Origin of the sequence: Butyrivibrio sp. AE2005 (genome assembly GCF_000686965.1) — a bacterium.
Taxonomy (GTDB): domain Bacteria; phylum Bacillota; class Clostridia; order Lachnospirales; family Lachnospiraceae; genus Butyrivibrio; species Butyrivibrio hungatei_A.
Genome location: NZ_JMMD01000005.1, coordinates 166356 through 186556, shown reverse-complemented (window position 1 = coordinate 186556; position 20201 = coordinate 166356). Strand labels below are relative to the sequence as shown.

16 protein-coding genes are annotated in these 20201 nt (G+C 41.9%); all 16 read right to left on the bottom strand.

Going from position 1 to position 20201, the window contains the following annotated elements; all coding sequences use genetic code 11:
* Nucleotides 1-14: 14 nt before the first annotated feature.
* The gene (locus DL92_RS0106590; protein WP_026656896.1) at nt 15-1232 is read right to left on the bottom strand and encodes an ABC transporter permease; all 1218 of its coding nucleotides are present in this window, start codon (nt 1230-1232) and stop codon (nt 15-17) included.
* Nucleotides 1233-1236: 4 nt separating this feature from the next.
* Entirely contained in the window at nt 1237-2445 is a 1209-nt protein-coding gene (locus DL92_RS0106585) for an ABC transporter permease (RefSeq protein ID WP_026667247.1), read from the bottom strand.
* Nucleotides 2438-4009, bottom strand: coding sequence for an efflux RND transporter periplasmic adaptor subunit (locus DL92_RS0106580; RefSeq protein ID WP_026667246.1), 1572 nt, complete (start codon nt 4007-4009; stop codon nt 2438-2440). Before DL92_RS0106580 ends, DL92_RS0106585 begins: the two co-directional genes overlap by 8 nt.
* Before the next feature lie 12 nt (nt 4010-4021).
* Nucleotides 4022-4723, bottom strand: a complete 702-nt coding sequence (locus DL92_RS0106575) for an ABC transporter ATP-binding protein (RefSeq protein WP_026656892.1) — start codon at nt 4721-4723, stop codon at nt 4022-4024.
* A 225-nt stretch (nt 4724-4948) separates the two neighbouring features.
* A complete protein-coding gene (locus DL92_RS0106570) occupies nt 4949-5797 on the bottom strand; it encodes a carbohydrate ABC transporter permease (RefSeq protein WP_026667245.1) in 849 nt (282 codons plus the stop codon).
* A 20-nt stretch (nt 5798-5817) separates the two neighbouring features.
* Nucleotides 5818-6741: a carbohydrate ABC transporter permease gene (locus tag DL92_RS0106565; RefSeq protein WP_026667244.1), complete on the bottom strand. Its 924-nt coding sequence runs from the start codon at nt 6739-6741 to the stop codon at nt 5818-5820.
* 3 nt (nt 6742-6744) lie between these two features.
* Nucleotides 6745-8151 (bottom strand): ABC transporter substrate-binding protein, encoded by a 1407-nt coding sequence (locus DL92_RS0106560; protein ID WP_026667243.1) that lies wholly within the window; start codon nt 8149-8151, stop codon nt 6745-6747.
* A 191-nt stretch (nt 8152-8342) separates the two neighbouring features.
* The gene (locus DL92_RS0106555; RefSeq protein WP_026667242.1) at nt 8343-9524 is read right to left on the bottom strand and encodes an esterase/lipase family protein; all 1182 of its coding nucleotides are present in this window, start codon (nt 9522-9524) and stop codon (nt 8343-8345) included.
* A 78-nt stretch (nt 9525-9602) separates the two neighbouring features.
* Nucleotides 9603-11732: a molecular chaperone HtpG gene (gene htpG, locus DL92_RS0106550; protein WP_026667241.1), complete on the bottom strand. Its 2130-nt coding sequence runs from the start codon at nt 11730-11732 to the stop codon at nt 9603-9605.
* Between the two features lie 550 nt (nt 11733-12282).
* Nucleotides 12283-13044 carry a response regulator gene (locus DL92_RS0106545; protein WP_026667240.1) on the bottom strand — a complete coding sequence of 254 codons (762 nt, stop codon included), beginning with the start codon at nt 13042-13044 and terminating at the stop codon, nt 12283-12285.
* Nucleotides 13028-14809, bottom strand: coding sequence for a cache domain-containing sensor histidine kinase (locus tag DL92_RS20140; RefSeq protein WP_185750484.1), 1782 nt, complete (start codon nt 14807-14809; stop codon nt 13028-13030). The genes DL92_RS0106545 and DL92_RS20140 overlap by 17 nt, the downstream gene beginning before the upstream one ends.
* A gap of 157 nt (nt 14810-14966) precedes the next feature.
* On the bottom strand, nt 14967-15794 hold the full coding sequence (locus tag DL92_RS0106535) for a carbohydrate ABC transporter permease (protein WP_026656886.1): 828 nt from the start codon (nt 15792-15794) through the stop codon (nt 14967-14969).
* On the bottom strand, nt 15794-16708 hold the full coding sequence (locus DL92_RS0106530; RefSeq protein WP_051199223.1) for a carbohydrate ABC transporter permease: 915 nt from the start codon (nt 16706-16708) through the stop codon (nt 15794-15796). Before DL92_RS0106530 ends, DL92_RS0106535 begins: the two co-directional genes overlap by 1 nt.
* Nucleotides 16709-16815: 107 nt before the next feature.
* A complete protein-coding gene (locus DL92_RS0106525) occupies nt 16816-18186 on the bottom strand; it encodes an ABC transporter substrate-binding protein (RefSeq protein ID WP_026667239.1) in 1371 nt (456 codons plus the stop codon).
* A gap of 78 nt (nt 18187-18264) precedes the next feature.
* Nucleotides 18265-18846 (bottom strand): hypothetical protein, encoded by a 582-nt coding sequence (locus tag DL92_RS0106520; protein WP_026656882.1) that lies wholly within the window; start codon nt 18844-18846, stop codon nt 18265-18267.
* Nucleotides 18847-19100: 254 nt separating this feature from the next.
* Nucleotides 19101-20198 (bottom strand): peptidylprolyl isomerase, encoded by a 1098-nt coding sequence (locus DL92_RS0106515; protein WP_026656881.1) that lies wholly within the window; start codon nt 20196-20198, stop codon nt 19101-19103.
* Nucleotides 20199-20201: the final 3 nt, after the last annotated feature.

Genomic DNA, 20201 nt, shown 5'->3' with positions numbered 1-20201 from the left:
AACACCTCTATCAATTACTCACTCCTGAGTGCATCGATAGGGTTCAGCTTTGCCGCGCGTCTTGCGGGATAGATACCAAAGAACAGGCCTATTCCGGTTGAGATGGCAACGACACCTGCTATAAGAAAAGGATTGACTACAAAGCCGAATCCGGCCACCATGCAGGCAAGTTTGGCAAATAAAAGACCTAAGATTATGCCGATAATTCCACCGATGGATGTAAGGATTGATGCCTCGGCAAGGAACTGCGTGAGGATTGAAGATGTCCTTGCACCAAGGGATTTCCTTATTCCGATCTCTCTCGTTCTCTCGGTAACAGATACCGTCATGATATTCATAACACCGATACCTCCGACCAGAAGAGAGATACTCGCTATAAGACTTACTACTGATGTTATTACATCAAGGATAGTCTCCGATACGGTGTCCATTCCTTCCGTCGATTTAACTTTAATCGCACTTTCGCCTCTAAGCCCCATGACATTCTCTACAACACTCTTTATCTTGGCTTGGGCTTCATCTTTATTGTCTTTGTGCACATATGCAGATGCCGAAGTAAACATGTTATTTACGTCCTTGTCGCACATATCAGGGACAACAGTATATGGTATATCAGGCATAAATATCGGATCGTTTCCATACTGACCTGCATACGCCTTATCCATCGAAGTATCCTCTCTGATACCGACTACGGTGAATTCCTTCGTCTTTTCACCGACAGTGGCTTCAAACGTTTCTCCGACAGCCTCTTCATACCCAAACAATGCAACTGCAGCCCCTTGGCTTATAACGCACACATAATTACATTCATCAACATCATCGCGGGTAAAATAGCGCCCGTGCACAATCTTATTTCCGGTGGTAAAACGCTTCACATCACTTACTCCGGTAAAATACAGACTGTAAGAATCTTTTTTCCCGTCAGACGTTCCAAACATATTTACACTCGGTCCAAATCCGTATATATTACCCATACTGCGCTCTACGGCAGCCATATTTTCAGGCGTAAAGCACTTATCGGTCTTGCTCTCATCAATAGATACATCTATCGTCAAAACATCCATGTCTTCAAACTGCCCGTTGGCGGTAGCCTTAAGACCGTCTCCGATAACGAGGATCGTAAGTACCGACGCTATACCTATTATGATTCCAAGCATCGTAAGAAGCGATCTTCCCTTATTATTTCGTATGCTTGCAATCGCACTTTTTAAATATTCTCCTGCTTTTCCCATATTTTCACACTCTCAATGCATCAATCGGTTTCATTTTTGCAGCCTTTCTTGCAGGATAAAGACCGAAGACAAGGCCTACCATTATTGAAAATAATGCTGCTCCCACTATCGCTGTAGGTGGAATTAAAAGCGGCATATTGATCATCTTGCACATCACTCTTGCAAGAACTATTCCAAGTATAATTCCAAGTACTCCGCCCGAAAGCGTAAGGATTGCCGCCTCAGACAAAAACTGCATGGTTATCGCTCCCGTTCTTGCACCGATGGATTTTCTTATTCCTATTTCCCTTGTTCTCTCCGTTACAGACACGAGCATGATATTCATAATGCCAATTCCACCAACGAGAAGCGATATAAATGCAACAAGGATAAGGAATGTACTTGCTTTGCTCATAATCGTATCAATTGAATCCGACATGTCCGCCATGCTGTAAGAAGAAATTGCATTTGCTCCTCTAAGCCCATGCGCATTTGTAAGTATGACCTGTGCCTCATCGCATCTTTGCTGTAAGACATCCTGATCTGTGAAAAGATACAGCTGAGACCATTTACCTATATCGTACCCGTAATCTGAAGCAAACGATGTATACGGAACCTCAATCGTAGCTGAATAGTCCATATCCTGTGTAAAGAAATCATACATCTCATTTGTATTATCTCTGATGCCAACAACGGTATAATTAGCTGATTTTCCGTCTATTAATAGTTCTATCTCTTTTCCCAGACATTCATCGGTTCCAAAGAGCTTTTTTGCATCATTTTGCAGCATAACGCATACTCTCTGAGCTGATTCCACCTGCTGCTGAGTGAAATAACTTCCCTTGATAATTTTATTTGGATATTGATATTCAATCACTTCCGTTCCGCTCTCTACAGAAGCAAGGAACGTTCCTCTGGGTCCCTTAACCTTTCCTCCAACGTAATAATCCGGCGATGCACCTTTTATATCAGGTAACTCTTCCTTTAGCAGAGAAATATCATCCCGGGTAAAAAAGTCGGTAGTCTTCGACGTATCGATGCTGATCACACCGTAATTACCGTATATTCCGTTAATCTGGTCTTTAACGTACTGCTTCATTCCGTTACCGAGAGCAACCACCGCAATAACAGCCGCTATACCTATGACAATACCAAGCATTGTCATAAGCGTCCTGTAGCCGTTATGCTTCATCTGCTTTATAGCACTTTTTATATACTCACCTAATTTACTCATTCTTCGCTTCCATAACCGCTACCGGCATTCCGTCAGTAAGCGTATCAAGATTAGTAGTTATCACTTTGTCATTTTCTGAAAGGCCTTCTACGATCTGAGCATCTGTACTTGTTGAGATACCGATCTTAACTGCTTTTCTTACAGCTGTGCCGTTCTCAAGTACGAATACATAGTCACCTTCTGCATCTGTAAGTACATATTCATAAGGAAGAACAATAGTATTATCAGCCTTCTCAGCATGAATCTTGTTGTTAGCCTCTACTCCGAGGATTATCTCTTTATCAGGGTTTGTAACCTTGATCTTAGTATCTACAACAGCTACACCGTTGGCATTCTTTGTTGCAGATCCGGAAATCTGAGCGATCTCACCTGTATAAGACTTACCGTTGATAGTTATATCAACCTTCTGACCAACTGCGATCTTGGGAAGGTCTGTCTTTGATACCTGCACGCTTACCTGAACATCATCAAGGTTTGCAAGTGTTACCATCTTTGTTCCTGCTGCCACTGTAGCGCCTTCTACTACTTCTACTTCGGTAACTACACCGTTAAAGTCAGCCTTTACGCCTTCCTTTGCAGCCTGGATCTTTGAGATTGTATCTCCGTTTGTAAGCTGAGCTGTATCAAGCGAAGCTTTGCTCGCCTGGATCTGTCCGCCATTAAGCTGCGCAGCCTTTGCTGATGCAAGGTGAGACTGCTCTTCTTTAAGAGATGTTATCTGATCGTTCCATCCCTTTATCTCAGCGTCATGAGCGATAGCATAATTTACATCCGCGATTGCTTCGTTCAAAGCAAGTGCCACCTGCTCATCATTTTCTCTTCTCTCATTGTAATCGAGATCGTCTTCTGTTCCGTCCAACACGCCGTCCTGGTCAAGATCAAGTTTTGTCTTGTTAAGATCTGAAAGTGTCTTCTCCATACGATTTGTCTTCTCTGTGATCTTATCGTTAAGAGCATTGATCTCAGCTGTGATAGCATCAACTCTGTCGTTGATCTGCTGTGCGTTCATTCCCTCAGCATACTTTCTGTCAGCTGCTCCGGTCTCTGAGAAGGATGAATTGTATGTGCCCTTAGCCTGCTTGATTGCAAGCTGTGCCTGTTTCTCTGCAAGAGTAAGTTCCTTCTCGTTGTATGTATAGAGAACGTCACCGTTTGCAACCTTGTCTCCAATCTTAACATTGAGCTTATCGATAGGAGCTGCAACATCTGAGAAATAACTCTTTGTCTCTGCACTTTCAACAGTTCCGGATACAGAAAGAATGTTTTCAATGCTTCCCTTTGCAACATCAACGGTTTCAACCATTGTTACGGCATTCTTTGATGCTGTCACTCCTCTTACGACAAGGAAGATAACAAGAAGTGCCACTATGCCGAGTACTATCCATTTTTTCTTAATCTTTTTCTTGGGCTTCTTTGTTACTTCCAATTCTTCTTCATCATACTCATCGTAAATTTCAACGCTGCTTCCTGTTGTCTCTTTAATCTCGTTATTGCTCTCTGCAGCGGAAACCTTTTTTTCCTCTTTTGTTTCCACTTCTTTGTTTAACGCTTTATTGTCTGCCATTTTTCCAGCTCCTTAATCTTCTTTATAATCAGGATTTATAATATCACTCTGAATCTTTCCGTCAGAGATTGTTATGATTCGCTTTGCCTGAGCGGCAATACCGGGATCGTGGGTAATTATGATTACCGTTCTTCCCTCAGAATATAGTCTCTTTATTATTTTCATGATTTCCTTGCTCGAAGCCGAATCCAGGTTACCTGTAGGCTCATCGGCAAGAAGTATCGGCGGAGCCTGCGCTATCGCTCTTGCAATCGCAACTCTCTGCTGCTGTCCACCCGACATCTCATTAGGTCTGTGTGTCTTTCTCTTTTCAAGTCCGACGCTGTTAAGAGCGGCATCCGCAAGACGTTCTCTTTCTCTTTTTCCCACTCCTCTGTAGATAAGCGGCAGCTCAACATTCTCCATAGCCGTAAGCGACTGGATAAGGTTAAACCCCTGGAAGATGAATCCTATCTCCCTGTTTCTGATGTCCGACTGCTCATCATCCGTCATATGTGATACATCATGTCCGTGAAGGAAGTATTTGCCGCTTGTGGGAGTATCGAGACAACCAAGCATATTCATAAGCGTTGATTTACCCGATCCCGACTGTCCGATTATTGCAACAAGCTCGCCTTCACCGATGGTCAGATTTATGTGATTCAGCGCTCTGACCTCATTTTCTCCGGGATTGTATATCTTGCACACATCCTTGATCTCAACAAGTTTTTTCATAAAAGATCTATCCTTTTTTATTGTTATATAATTACTACGTCCGTCATACTTTGTCTGTCGTAGTACAAAATACTACGTCTGCTAAAGTATGTCAAGTGCCTTTACGAAAAAAAGAATTTTCGCAACTTATTTTATATTATAGGAAAATGTCTTTTTATGATATAGAAAAATGCTTATCTTACTAAATTGTAAGATAAGCATCCCAACATCTATTTGCGTTACAACTCATCCTTTAACCGCACCTGACGTCATTCCCGAGATAAAGTACCTGTTAAACATTATATATATTGTTATCATGGGTATCAACGATATTGCAGTTCCCGCAAGCATGAAATTCCATGAAGACGCCGCGTCACCGGATGATTTTAAGTGCATAATTCCGACAACAAGCGGCATGCGCCGCGGATCTGTCATCGTAAACACCATAGGAAGCATGTAATCATTCCATGCACTTCGAAACGATAGTATTCCAACCGTCGCTATAAGCGGCTTACAAAGCGGAAAGATGATCCTGTAATATATCCCTGCAAACGAACAGCCGTCTAGCTTCGCGGCTTCATCAATCTCTTTTGGTACAGAATTTATGAATCCCCTTGCAATAAACAGGTTCGTGACATTCATCCCAAAGACACGTATGATGACAACTCCCCACAGCGACTTATTCAGATGAAATACCTTCATGATCATCAAAAGCGGATAAAGTGTCAGTGTTCCAAGCGATACAAACATCGACGAGATCATGAAATAAAAGACAATCTCTTTTCCCTTAAAAGCCGCCCTCGAAAAAACATAGCCGCATATCGTGCTTGAAAAAACAGTTCCCACAACGCAGAAAAACGCAAGAAATATGCTGTTTCCGGTGTAGGTCTTAAAATCAGCCAGTTGCCATGCCTTTACATAGTTATCTAATACAAACTCCTTGGGAATAAGGAGATTCCCCGTTGTCAGTATGTCCATGTTGCTCTTAAACGATGACATGAACGTGTAGAACACGGGAAAAAAACTTATTACAAAAAATAAACACAAAACGAGATATACAGGGAGCACTCCCCAATATTTCTTAATATGCGCCATGCTGCTCTCTCCTTTTTTGTCTACACTATCTCTTTAAGCTTTTTGGTAGCTCTCAGATAAACAACGGTAACCATACCGAGAAAAACAGCGGTAACAAGTGACATTGCAGACGCATAGCCGACTTCGATATTTCTGCCCGATTTGCCGAAAAAAGACTTGTATATGTAGGTCATCACAACTTCCGTAGTCCCGCCCGGCTGGCCGTTTGTGCAAGCTATTACAAGGTCGCATATCTTAAGGCTTCCGACAATCGCAACCAGAAGTATCGACTGGAATATCGGCGCGATCACAGGAAATATCACGAAAAAAAATCCCTTAATCCCTTTAGCTCCGTCGATACTTGCGCAGTCATACAGCTCCTGTGGAATACTCTGAAGCGCCATAATAAAAAATATCATGTTTATCCCGTAGTTCTGCCAGACAGAGGCAAGCCCCAGGATAAACATCGCTTTCCACTTGGTATTAAACCAGTTTATCGGCTTTGCGATCAGCCCTGCATGCATAAGAATGGCATTTATCATTCCGTTATGCGACGCAAACAGAAGTGAAAATATAAGTCCTATTATTACCGCAGATATTATCGACGGCAGAAAAAGTGTCACTCTGAAAAAATTCATTCCGCGTATCTTGCGGTTTAGAAGCACCGCAAGCCCAAGCGCCAGCGGAATCTCAACCGCAAGTTTACCCGCAGCAAGCAAAAAAGCATTAAGAAGAGACTGCCAGAAATCCGGATCTCTTTTTATTATCCTGACAAAGTTCGCAATTCCCGTGAACTTACATTCACCAAAACCGCCAAAATCCGTAAATGCATATCTCAAAATGTAAATGATGGGAACATAGCCGAATAATATAAACCCGATAAAGAACGGAGCTATCATCAGCATTGCCTGAACATTGTCACTTTTCATGCGCTTATTAGCAGCTTTATCCCCTTGTGTCATCATATTTTAATCTCTTTCAACTTTATAGTTCGGAGGTGCAACATACTCATTTATGGTCTCATCGTCAAGCTGAGCCAGCCCACTGTTTAGTCTCATATCCAGCTCTTGCAGCACTGTCGCCGTATCTTCCGAATATCCTCCGGAAAAGAGCTTTGTAAGCGTCTCCCTCGCCGAAAGTCCCTCATAGGATATAACACCCTTAGGATCTGCCATTCGGATGATAAACTGATTTCCCCGGAACGTAACAAATTCTTTCCAGCCTTTTACCTCAGAATCCGCTGCCATATCAAGCACTTCTTTTCTGTAAGGAAGGTACATTCCCTTCTCATACATTTCAACAAGATTTTCATCCGCATAGAACCACTCAAGAACACGGGCAATCTTTGAAGTATCTTTTGCGTCGAGCGATTTCTTTGCAACAGCCAAAAGATCTACCGGCGTTACCATCTCTTTATACCCATATCCCGAACTGTCAATTGCCGGCGGATCGCAGACAACCCAATTACATTCTGCGGGGAACTGCTCTGTATATACCGCAACGTCAAAGCTCGCCGCCATAGCGATGCCGACCTTGCCTGCAGCGAACTGCGCTCTTGCGGTATCCGCATCCATATTTTCATATCCGGGGAAAACACTTCCGTCCTCGATCATTCCGAGTATATTCTCGATAATGGGAAGGCCGTCGGAATACCTGTATGTTCCGCTTACGGCATCATATCCAAAGTGTCCCAAAGAAGCGGAAGAAACACTGTAAATATAATGATCGAGCGTCCATCCGCTCTGAAGTGCGAGAAAATATCCATATGCATCGCCGTTTGAAACATCCGTGATCAGCTTTGCATCTTTTCTTACATCATCCCATGTTTTGGGATACACGTTTATTCCGGCTTTATCAAAAAGATCTTTATTTATGATCATCTTATATGACTGAAGACTGTAAGGAAGCGTATATACTTTGCCTCCAAATATCTGATCGCCTATAAGAAGATCGTCCTCATCATACTTGGAAAGAAGCGTATTGCTACCGTCAAGTTCAGATATCGGAACGGCATATCCCGCAGCAACATATTTAGCGAAGGTATTGGATGAAGGTCTGAACAGATCCGGTCCGTCATTTGCCATAAGCGCCACATTGATAACATCGGAATAATCCGAGCCGTACACCGTATAATCAATCCTGATGCCTTCCTGCTTACCTATCGTATTGTTGAATTCCTCGATCTGAGCATCTCTCACAGACTGTTCATGAGCATTGTCACTCCACACAGTGACTACCTGAACATCCTCTGCTGCGGTGTTTTCCCCTTCGGGACTTTTTGTAAGCATGGTATCAGCCACATTTCCGTTACATCCGGCAATAAGACCTGCTGTCATCGCCAATGTAAGTATTAACCCCATCGCATTTCTTTTCATAAGCCTGTCCTCCGTATGAATATAAAAAAGATGTGAAAAAAACCATTGAACAATGATAAAAAGAACGAAAAACAAAATCTTATTAGTATTATATTCCGTTTTTTCTTTTATGAACAGTCGAAATGTTGCTTTAGACAAGGAAAAGCCGAGCTTTTACGCCCGGCTTTTCGCTATATGAATATAGGATTGTTTCAAAATCCTTTTAATCTCAGATCCTCTACGAGGTTTACATAGAATTCCCTGACATCGAAATCCTTAATGTTTTCGCGGTTAAGGTCAATCATATCGCCATGAGATATTCCTCTTTTTCCTTTAGGTTCAAGCATCTTGAAATCACTGCCCCAGGGAAAAGAACTCTCTCCCACAAGTCCGTCGTTTTTTCCGTCAAAATACTTAACCAGAAGATATGACATATTAAGCGGAAATCTGCCTGCCGTCGGTCTTGTTTGAATCGATCCCACAGACTGATAGTAAACTTCTTCTCTGTCGGGAAGTTCCTCATTTCGCTTCTCGCAAGCCTTATGAGTAAGGTCCGTAACAGCGCCGATAAAATCGGGATTCACATCGCCGAATGTGGCAGCACCTGCATTGTAGGCTCTTGCAACGGTAAGCTTTTGTGCTTCGGGGATCTTCTCAAGAAGGTAATCCGCAAATTCGCATCCTCTGTGAGGAGTATTGATAGTTGTAAGAGATGCCACATCCTCATACGCTCCGCACTTCGTGATAGCATATCTCATATCAAGTCCGCCCTTTGAATGAGCTATGACATTGACCTTCTCACATCCTGTCTGCGCTTTTATCTCCTTGATCCTCTTTGCAAGTTCTTCGCCGCTCTTTTCGACAGTAGACGCACTGTTGTGCTCTCCGTAGAAAATGGTCGCACCGTTATCAATAAGCTCCTGCGGTACTCTTCCCCAGTAATTAAGGTGTTCAAAGTCTCTGAAGAAAACCCCGTGAACCAACAGGATGGGATACTTTGTCTTGCATATCTTATCAGCTTTTCTTTCAGCATCTATCTTCATCTTCGCAGATTCAAATCTAACTTCATCATCTGCAGTCTTAATGATCTTACCCAGCATTATCAGATTGAGTATCGGTATCATTCCAAAAAAGATACCAAGTGCTCTCCATTTAACTCCAAGCTGTCTGCAATTTATGTAAACCAGAATTATTCCGGTCCAGAAAAGGATCGATTCTACAGTAATTATCAGAAGTATTTTTACGACAAAAATCGATGGATTGTCCCTGAATCCGCTGAACCCAAACGGACTTTGAAAAAGATCTCTCAAATAATAGCAGGCAAAAGCCAGCGTACTTATCAAGAAAATCTTCAAAATAATGTTACCTATCCTACAGTTGCGAATTCTTTTCATATGCAATCCCCATTATAATTCATGCACTGTCTATGACTTAGCATAAACAGTGCATCAAACCTTAAACCATCAACATTATTATTTAGCAAGAATCAACATAATCTCATTGCTTCTCTCAACAAACTTAGTCATTGACTCAGCGTCAAGAGGCGCATTCTGGATCCTTGCAAGATCATAGAGCTGTTCACAGATCATCTCTGTATTCTTCTCATCCTTATTGTCCATCACATACTGAACAAGAGGATGATTTGCATTAAGAATAAGTGTCTGACCTTCCGATGCGCCGAAATCTCCCATGGACATTCCGTTCATTGCATACATCTTCATCATATCGGCAAGACGTCTTGATTCCTCTGAAACAGTAAGCATTGAAGACATTTTCTTATCCTTAAGCTTTTCAAGCTTAACAACAAGCTTATCATTCTTAAGAGCTTTCTTGAGCTTTTCAGAAATCTCTTTTTCCTTCTCTTCAAGCTCTTTTGCAGCTTTCTTGGATGTCTTACTCTTAAATGTATCTGTAAGATCGGCATCGATTCTCTTAAAGCTGATTCCCTCATTCTTGCTCTCAAGCTGTTGCATGAAAGGAGTATCGATGTTGTGCTTCATTACGAAAGCTTCCATCTTCTGAGCCTTGAACATCTTGATGTACTGGCTCTGCTGCTGCTCATCTGTTACGTAGTAGATGATACGAGGCTCTTTTTCCTCTTTCTCATCCTTCTTGTCTTCGGACTTATCTGCGTCGCTTCTAGCCGTCTGATGCATCGAATCGTCTTCGCCGTTCCGGCTCGACTCTTCGGCATCATTGGCATAGGCGTCATCATCGACTCCCTTCGGATCGTCGGATGCCGCTCTATCTTCAGCCTCTTTGTTGATCTGAAGAGCTTCGGGAAGTGTGAGGTACTTACCGTCAAGATTCTTAAAGAGGATGTAGTCGTTCATCTTCTCGCAGAACTTGTCGTCCTTAAGACAACCGTATTTGATGAAAGGACTGATGTCATCCCAGTATTTGTCATAGTTTTCTTTATCTGTCTTGCAAAGTCCGGCAAGCTTCTCAGCTACCTTCTTGCTGATGTACTCAGAAATCTTTTTAACAAATCCGTCGTTCTGAAGCGCACTTCTTGAAACGTTAAGCGGAAGGTCGGGACAGTCGATCACACCCTTTAAGAGCATGAGATACTCAGGAATAACTTCCTTGATGTTGTCCGCGATAAATACCTGGTTATTGTAAAGCTTGATTGTTCCCTCGATTGACTCAAACTCCATGTTGATCTTGGGGAAATAAAGGATACCCTTTAAGTTAAACGGATAGTCCATGTTAAGGTGGATCCAGAAAAGAGGCTCCTTATAATCGCGGAACACCTTTCTGTAGAACTCAAGATACTCCTCATTTGTACAATCCTTGGGAGTCTTAGCCCAAAGAGGATGTGTATCGTTAAGAAGCTGAGGTCTTCTCTTAATCTTGTACTCGAGCTCAGGCTCTTTGTCCTCGCCCTCTTTCTTATCGGGATGTACTTCTTCTATCACAACATCCGAATCAAGCTTCTCGCTTGCCTTGATTGTCTCTGTTCCCTCTTCATTCTCTCTTGAAAGATAAATGTCATAAGGCATGAATGAGCAGTATTTTTCTATAACTTCTCTTGCCTTGTACTCATTGCAGAACTCAAGGCAGTCATCCGACAGATGTAAGGTAATTGTAGTTCCTACCTCTTTCTTTTCTCCGTCAGACATCTCAAAATCAGAGCCGCCGTCGCATGTCCAGTGAACAGACGCTGCATCTGACTTATATGAAAGTGTATCGATATCAACAGAATCAGACACCATAAATGTTGAGTAGAAACCAAGTCCGAAATGTCCTATGATCTGATCGGCATTTGCCTTATCTTTATACTTGTTAAGGAAATCGGTCGCTCCCGAAAAAGCCACCTGATTGATATACTCTTCAACTTCCTCGGCTGTCATACCGATTCCGTTATCCGTAATCTTAATAGTCTTCTCTTTATCATTGAGCACCACATCAACACGGGGCTTAAAACCTTCAGGAAGTTCATACTCGCCCATCATATCCATCTTGCGGATCTTCGTAACCGCATCGCAGGCATTTGAAATTACTTCCCTGTAAAAAATGTCATGATCCGAATAAAGCCATTTCTTTATTATCGGAAACATATTCTCGCTATTGATTGAAAGATTACCTTTTTTTGAAGCCATAACTCTCACTCCTTTGCATCATTTCAGTATATGCACAGTCTCAGTCTCCCTCCACCGTACAAATAAAAGTTTAATTCCCCCACTCGCAAAAGTCAATAAAAAATTAGCACTCACCAAACATGAGTGCTAACAAGCCTGCATCGATTCAATCCTCGCCATTTACAGCTATAAAAATAAGCAAAGCCACTCTCGCAAACTTTTTAAGCTTGCAGAGATGGCTTTGTTTATTTTTATACGCCCGCACATGCGGGCTATTACATTTCCGATAAAGACATCGGGATGCGAGTTTAGTCGAAACATGCGCCATAAAAGAAAAACGATCGGAACCCCATAAAAATGTGAGTCGGAGTGATTGCGAAAAAACATAAGCCTATGGCTCCGGCTATCGGGCGGACCGAATGTCAAACAATGAGCCTAAAAGCGGAATTTCAGAGCAGATTTGGGAGCCGCATGAAATCCTAAGCTCTCTCGCAATGCTCGGCCATGCATCTGTGCGGCGGTGCCTGTGTGGCAGTCTGTAAATGGCGATGCTGTGAACGATGCACTTAGTTTATTCGTATTTGGAGGAGACGTACTCGGAGTAGCTCATTCCGGCGTATTTTTTGAAGCAGCGGCTGAAGTAGTTGGGATCGGGAATGCCGACTTCGGCGGCGGCCTGATACATCTTAACGTTGGCTCTGGCTATCTGCATGGCTTTTTTCATGCGAAGGTCTGTGAGGTATTCGATGAAGTTGCTGCCGGTCTCCTGCTTGAATTTTCGTGAGAGATAACTTGCACTAAAACCAAAGTGTTGTGCTATGTATGCGAGATTTAGCTTTGAATCGGCAAAGTTGTCCTCAACGTATTTTTTTATCAGTTCGGTCGTATTGTTCTCTTCTGCAGACAATACAACAGGTTCGCTCTTTGGTTCTTCCCATGTATCGTTTGATGCATCAAGCATCTTTTTTGCCCTCTCAAGGACCTTTGTGATCTCTGTTCTGACCATAGGCTTAAGCATATAGTCAAATACCGGAAGGCTTACGCATCTCCTTGCATACTCAAACTGGTTTATCGCTGTCATTATTATTATTACAAGATTCGGATATCGCCCCGTCGCAGTCTGGGTAAATTCTATTCCGTCCATGAAAGGCATTGAAATATCAACAAATGCTATATCCGGCTTAAGGTCGTCAATAACATTTATTGCTTCTATGCCGCTTGCCGCTTCTCCGACAACTTCCATGCCCAGCTCTCCCCAATTTATCGCTGCACGCATAAGCTTCCGAGCCGACTCCTCATCATCTATTATCATAACCCTATATTTTCTGTCCATCACTTACGCCCCTTATTGCCATTTCTTCCGAGATAATAAACTCTATCTCAGTGTATTCCCCTACTTCGCTATCAATCCTGACAACATCGTTACTTCCGCAATAAATCCTGATTCTTTCAATGGTTCCCCACAGCCCGAAACTCTCGCCCTCAATCTCTCCTTTAAAATTTCTGTCTGAGTGCAAGATCTTGTCAATCTGATCCTGTGTCATTCCAACACCTGTGTCACGAACTTTCAAATGAAGAAAACCATCTTCAAGCTTAGAACTTATTTTAATACTTCCCTTCTCACCTTTCATCCTGATGCCATGATATATACTGTTTTCCACAAGCGGCTGAAGTATCAGCTTTGGCAGAATAAACTTATTGGTCTTTTCATCTATATCATACTCATCTTCAAAAATATCTCCGTAGCGCAACTTCTGAAGCGCCAGGTAATCCTTAACTATCTGCACTTCCCTTGAAAGAGGTATAACCCTGTCTCCCTTGCTCAGGAAATTTCTGTAAAAACTTCCGAGTACCTCAAGTGAATCGTGCACCTTGACCGCTCCCGCATCTAGTGCAAGAAAACCTATTGTTTCAAGAGAATTGTACAAAAAATGCGGCTTGATCTGTTCCTGCAAGACTCTCATCTCAGCTCGCTGAAGAGTCTTCTCCTTTTCGATCAAAGTACCGATAAGCTCGTTGACGTGATCGATAAGATTATTGTAATCGTCCTTAAGCATTTCAAGCTCGCTTGAAGGCATATCAATATCAATAGTCTTAAGGTCACCCGTCCTCTTATTTTTTTCCATTGATTCGGAAAGCTTGTATATGGGATCCGTTATATCGGTCTTGATAAAGAATCCCATGTGAATCGCCAAAACAACAAACACGAGCAAAAGAACCATCAGAACATACAGGATTCCATACGGTATGCCCTCTGTTCCATACTTTGATACTCTCATTATAACGATCGGATAATTATCAACACAGCATGCCGATAAAAGCATGCGCTTGTTATCTACTTTGATATTCTTATTCCTTATCCCGCCAACCGCAAAACCGGGACTGTAATAATTCAAATATTCCTCGTTTCCTGCGATAAAACATCCATCTGCGCCAAGGATACAAATATTATCATAGCGTAGCTGATTGAGCATATCCTGAAAAACATTTGACGATATGTTCATCATCATTATTCCGATACGCTTCTGTGAATTGATGTCATTTATCGCCCTCTCAATCGTAACCAGCGGCTTATCGTCGATTCTCCTCGCAACACCGCCACAATTCAGAGTAACGGTTGCTCTTCCTTCGTTGGAATATATGGTATCTCTCCACTCCCTCGAATTCATAAGCGTATCATCATACTCATAGGAAATTCTGTTGGTTGAGACCATTTTCTCGTCTTCTCTAAATGCCATAACAGAATCCACGCCTTCTGCCGCGTTCAATATATCCATCATTCCGTATCTGGCATCATTTGTCATATTTTCATCGACAGCACTTAAATCCGCTTTAAGAAAGGTGACAAGTCTTCTGTCCGTTATAACAAGCCTCGAAACATCCATATAGTTCTTAAGATCGGAACTTATATTATTGGAAAGAGCTTTAAGCACACTTTCTGATTCTCTTATTACATATGCTTTGCGTTCTTTTTCCGTAATGATATATGTCGAGATCAAAAAAGACACAAAAACTATCATTACAATGCCAATCATGGTGCTTCTAAAGCTTGACGAAAGCGTAGTTTTTTTTAACTTATCCCCAACCTGATCGATCATATTTTTTCCCATACCAATATTAATAATTTCATATTGAAAAATATAAATATCAATAAACGCTCTATAAAAAGATACCATTTTTTCGTTCTATTAGCAAAAAGACTCGCCATCATAAGATGCCGAGTCTCGAAATTCAATATTAAATTATAAGCTCACATCAACCCTTAACCGCGCCGGCAATGAAGCTGTCCTGAATCCTTCTGCTTAAGAATACATAAGCAATAAGTGTCGGGAATGTTGCGATTACAAGAGCCGCACCGATCGGGCCCCAATCAGTTGTGTACGCACCTGACAAAGCCTTAATACCTACAGGCAATGTTCTGTGCTTCTGATCTGAAATGAATACGTTCGCAAACATGAACTCGTTCCAGCACTGAAGGTATGCATAGATACCTACTGTTGAAAGAGCAGGCTTCATAAGCGGCATGATGATCTTAAAGAATGTTCCGAAAAGGCCACATCCGTCGATAATCGCAGCCTCATCAAGGTCATACGGAATATCTACCATGAATCCCGTACAAATAAGAATCGACATTGAAAGTGTGAAAGCTGAGTAAGGAACAATAAGTGTTGAATACTTATTGAGCCAGTGAAGCTTTGAAAGCACTACGTATACAGGAACGATTGAAGCCTGAAGCGGAATTGTAAGTCCAAGCATAAAGAATGCATTTGTGATCTTACTGAGTTTCCACTTAATACGTGTAAGCGCATATGTTGCCATCATTGCGGCAATAATTGAAATACCTATTGAAATCGCTGTAACAAGTAAACTGTTTACAAAGTACAACGCCATATTTCCGGTGCTCAAAGCTGAGCTATAGTTGGACCACAACCAATGCTTGGGAAGTCCTATGATATTTTCTCCGAAAATCTCATCATTTCCCTTAAGAGAGAATGTAAACATGAAATATATCGGGAATAAATTGATTATCGACCAGATAACCAAAAGTATATATACAAATGTTTTTTTCTTACCTACCATCATTACTTATCCTTTTCCTTAAATGCAGCACTAATTAGTAACGCAAACGCGAAGCACAGAGCAATAAGCATTACAGAGATCGTACTTCCCATTCCGTATCTGTTTCTCAAGAACAACATATATTCGAGCAATGTACTCGGAACTTCGGTTGTCTGATAAGGACCTCCGTCTGTCAGGATACGAACAAGGTCGTATGTCTTAAGTGAACCTGTAACAGCGAAGATAACACTTACTCTGATAATAGGCTTAATGATCGGGATAACAATGAATCTGTCTGTCTGCCACTTTGTAGCGCCGTCAATCATTGCTGCTTCTCTAAGGTCGGGTGAAACACCTTTAACTCCCGCATACATAAGAAGCATGTGATAACCGACATACTGCCAGATTGTGGGAACAACGATACTTCCAAGAGCAGTCTTGGGATCACCGACCCAAATATGCTGCAAACTCTCCAAATGGATTGCTCCAAGGAATCTGTTCAAAATACCGTAATCAGGGTTGTAAATCTTAAGCCAGAGCTGACCGATAACAACAGTTGAAATAAGCACGGGCATAAAGAAAACTGTAAGGTAGAAACGCTCGCCCTTAGGTTTTCTTCCAAGTATAAGTGCAAGCAACAATGCAAGCGGTAACTGTATAAATACTGAAAATAGTGCCAATATAAGCGAGTTCTTCAATGAGATCATGAACTTAATAGATCCGTTTGTGAACAGCTCTTGATAGTTGGCTAATCCTATGAATGTTCCTTCCGTAAACCCATTCCAGTCAAACAAACTTTTGTACAAAGAAACTGCAATGGGAGCAATTAAAATACTAACGAATAAAAGTAATCCGGGAAGCAGAAATACAAAGACTGCCAGTCCCTTTTTCAACTCCTTATTCCTCTTCTGATTTAACGCACTCTTATCTCTTTCCATACAAAATAACCTTCCAACAAAATACGGTTCCCCCTATGCTTCCCATTGGAAGCACAGGAAGAACCAAAATAAAATCAATTTAGATTAACAAACTCTTCAAAAAAGAATTACTTAATATCCTTAGCAAGACCTTCGATGAATCCTTTTCCATCGATCTGGCATCCATAAACCTGATCAACATATGAAAGGTATGTCTGAGCCTTATCTGCTGCCATAGCTGTATCTCCGAAGAGAACCATGTAATCAGACTTCTGAACGATATCTGCAACAGCCTGTGTAAGAGGATTTACAGAACTTGTGTCACCGTAAGGTGTCCATGCAGGAAGTCCGCAACCATCAAGGTAACCGTAGTGGCAGATAAGCTTACCAAGCTCGAATGTGTAATCAGCAGCTGCTGCAGCGTTAGGTGATGAAGCTGCAACTGCAAGTGTATCAGAAGGTCCACCGATGAGCTGGCCAAGCTTTGACTTGTCAGCGTTGATTACAGGGAACTCACCAACCTTAACCTTAGGTAAGAAGTCTGCATTTGCTGCAAAGTCTGCACAGTTCCATGTACCATTCATGTAGAATGCGTACTTGCCTGCCATGAAGTTAGCCTTAACTTCGTCGTTTGAAAGACCGATTCCTGAAGGATCGAAGTATCCGTCTTTGATGAGCTTCTGGAATGTATCAACGGCATCAGCAACGTCCTGATTGTTCCATGAATCAGTTCCTGCGAAGATAGCATCAAGTGTAGAAGCACCTGCGCTCTTCTCGATGATAGACTCAAGATACTCAGTTACGCACCATGTTTCCTTACCTGCACATCCGAAAGGAATCTTGCCCTTAGCCTTAAGAGCATCACAGCACTTAATGAAATCTTCATAAGTTCCGGGAATCTCATCATATCCTGCTTCTTTGAGGATATCCATGTTAGCGAAAAGACCTACAATATTCATTGTAAGCGGAACACCGTAGTGTTTTCCGTCAAATGTTGTGTTCTTAAGCATAGCTTCAGGAAGCTCGTTCTTATACTTCTCGTATGCTTCGTCAAGGCACTGTACCTTTCCTGCGCTTACGAAGTCACCGAGGAATGCACATGACCATGTAAAGAAAATGTCAGGCATTTCATTAGCTGAAACTGCAGCTTTGATCTTTGTCTTATAAGACTCGTTCTCAAAAGCTTCCCAGTTCAAAGTAACATTTGGATGGTTTGTCTCCATCTCCTTAATAGCTGTCTCGTAAGACTTACGGTTTGAATCACTCTCTGTAGCGATACACCACATGTTAAGAGTAATAGGTGTGCTGTCATCCAATCCAGCACCTGCTGCACTTGCTTCTGCTCCTGCATCTGCTCCTGCGTCTGCTCCTGCCTCTGTTGCTGCAGCTGCACCGTTGTCACCTGATTCTGCAGGTGCTGAAGCTGTATCTCCGCATCCAACAAGAGAAAGAGTCATTACGCCCGCCAATAACATTGAAACTAAACGCTTCTTCTCCATTTCATACCTCTCCTTCTTAATAATGGTTTTTGGCAGTCTTACTGCCATGATCTATCGTAAACGCGCCATGCGTTTCGATTACGTTGTACCCTCATCCTTCTTGGTCGTGTCTTTCTCCTGAGTCTTAACTAAAGGCCAGGGATAATCGATTGTAAGTTTCTTGCCGTCCAAAGAATAATAGAAAGTCGCATCCGGAATAGGTGCATCATACATAAGTTTCACACTGGAATTTGCTTCATCCACTGAATAGTGGCCATAGAAAGCATCCTCCTCACTAAACTCCAATTTAGGCGCGGGTAAAAATCTGAAAACATTATTACCGCAAGCCCAATTCCCAACAATTCCATCAGGATCCCCTTCATCCTGATAGTCATAAACCGATGCTATATAAAAAACCATTTTTTCATTATCCATGTAGTATCTGTGTTCTATCGAATTACCATCTTTATCGGTAAGGGTGATACTGTCATCATCCTTAACATATGTATAATTCTTACCTTCGCAAACAGCCTTTCCGTCATCATAAAGAGCAAGATACTCTTCACTCGGCTCATAATCCTTTGCCCAGGATTCAATTTTGTTTGCGGAACCGCAACCTGTGGGGATAAGCATCACCATAATCAAAGCAAGTATAATAGAAGTCTTTTTTAAATTTTTCATGCTTATCATCACCTCGGTGTAATTTTGATACTACTGATAATAATATAAACGATTAAGTAAATATTCTGAACATATTTTTTTTACTTCATCAAGCACTTTTTTTACTTCTTGACCATAAATCATAGTTTTTTCATGTTTTATTTGTGCATATTGCCATTAGTAGCGCTTCCATTTTGTCTAAAATGGATAAAAATAGACGTATGATTCTTACCAAAGTAAAAATCATACGTCATTTTGACACTTCTGTTAAATTATCACTTTTTCGAGAAATATTTCTGATAGACTTCCATAAGTCCCTTAGCGGTAACTTCGGGATCCTTGCCTACAGTTACGCTGCTCCAAAGCTTTTCGTTGAGCTGTTTGTTCAGTGTCGCGACAAAGCTGTCATACTTCTCACCGAAAACTTCACGTTTTCTCTCCTGAACGATCTTAACCTTATTGGCTTCGGTTTCCTCAAGATTGAATTTGCTGATGCACTTGATTATCGCATAACCTTCACTTGTCGCAAAGACACCGCTCACCTCACCGCCTCCGAGATTAAACGCAACGCTCTCATAATCGGGTTGTTCGCCGCCTTTTCCAAAAGAGAGTTCCGATTTATCGGACTCGTTATATTCAAGCATGAGTTCTTCGAAACTTGCTCCCTCGTCTTTAATCCGTCTGTATATACCGTCAGCTTTAGACTTGGCTGCCGCCTTGTCGGCCTCATTGAATTCTACCTTATTTCCGTTAGCGTCAAGCGAATACGTCTTTATCAAAATCTGCTCAATCGTTATCGTTCTGGCTTCGTCATCGCTTATCTCCGGATTTATATCTTTGATGATATCGTTGTAAAGCTTGTCTGCAAGAGCCTGATCCTTGTATATGCCCGCAATATCTTCCTGCGTTATTCCATCCATAGCCGCAATATCGGCTTCTGAAAGTGTAGCATAATACTCAGCCGCTGCTTCTTCAGCTTTTTTGTTCTCTTTGTCATCAAGCACAATTCCGTTATCCGCTGCCAGAATATCCATTGTCTTAATCTGAGCAATCTTCGCAAGAACAGAGTCTTTTAACCTGTCCTCGACAGTCTCGCTTCCGGTCTCGCGCCCCCATATCTCTTCTCCAAAGCTTGCCTCATAACCCTCCTGGGTATTTATGAGATATGCCTTGGCCTCCTTGAGGGTGCACACCGAATCTTCTATCCTGAATACTTCATCCTTTGCAAAACCCGTGGTAAAAACTATCTTTACAGGCTTTTCGGATGATCCGCATCCTGTTATAAAAACTAAGGAACAGGCGGCGACTGTTGCCGCAATTCTTTTTGCAATTTTTTTATTGTTAAGTCTACCGCTCTGCCTTTTGTTTTCCACTCT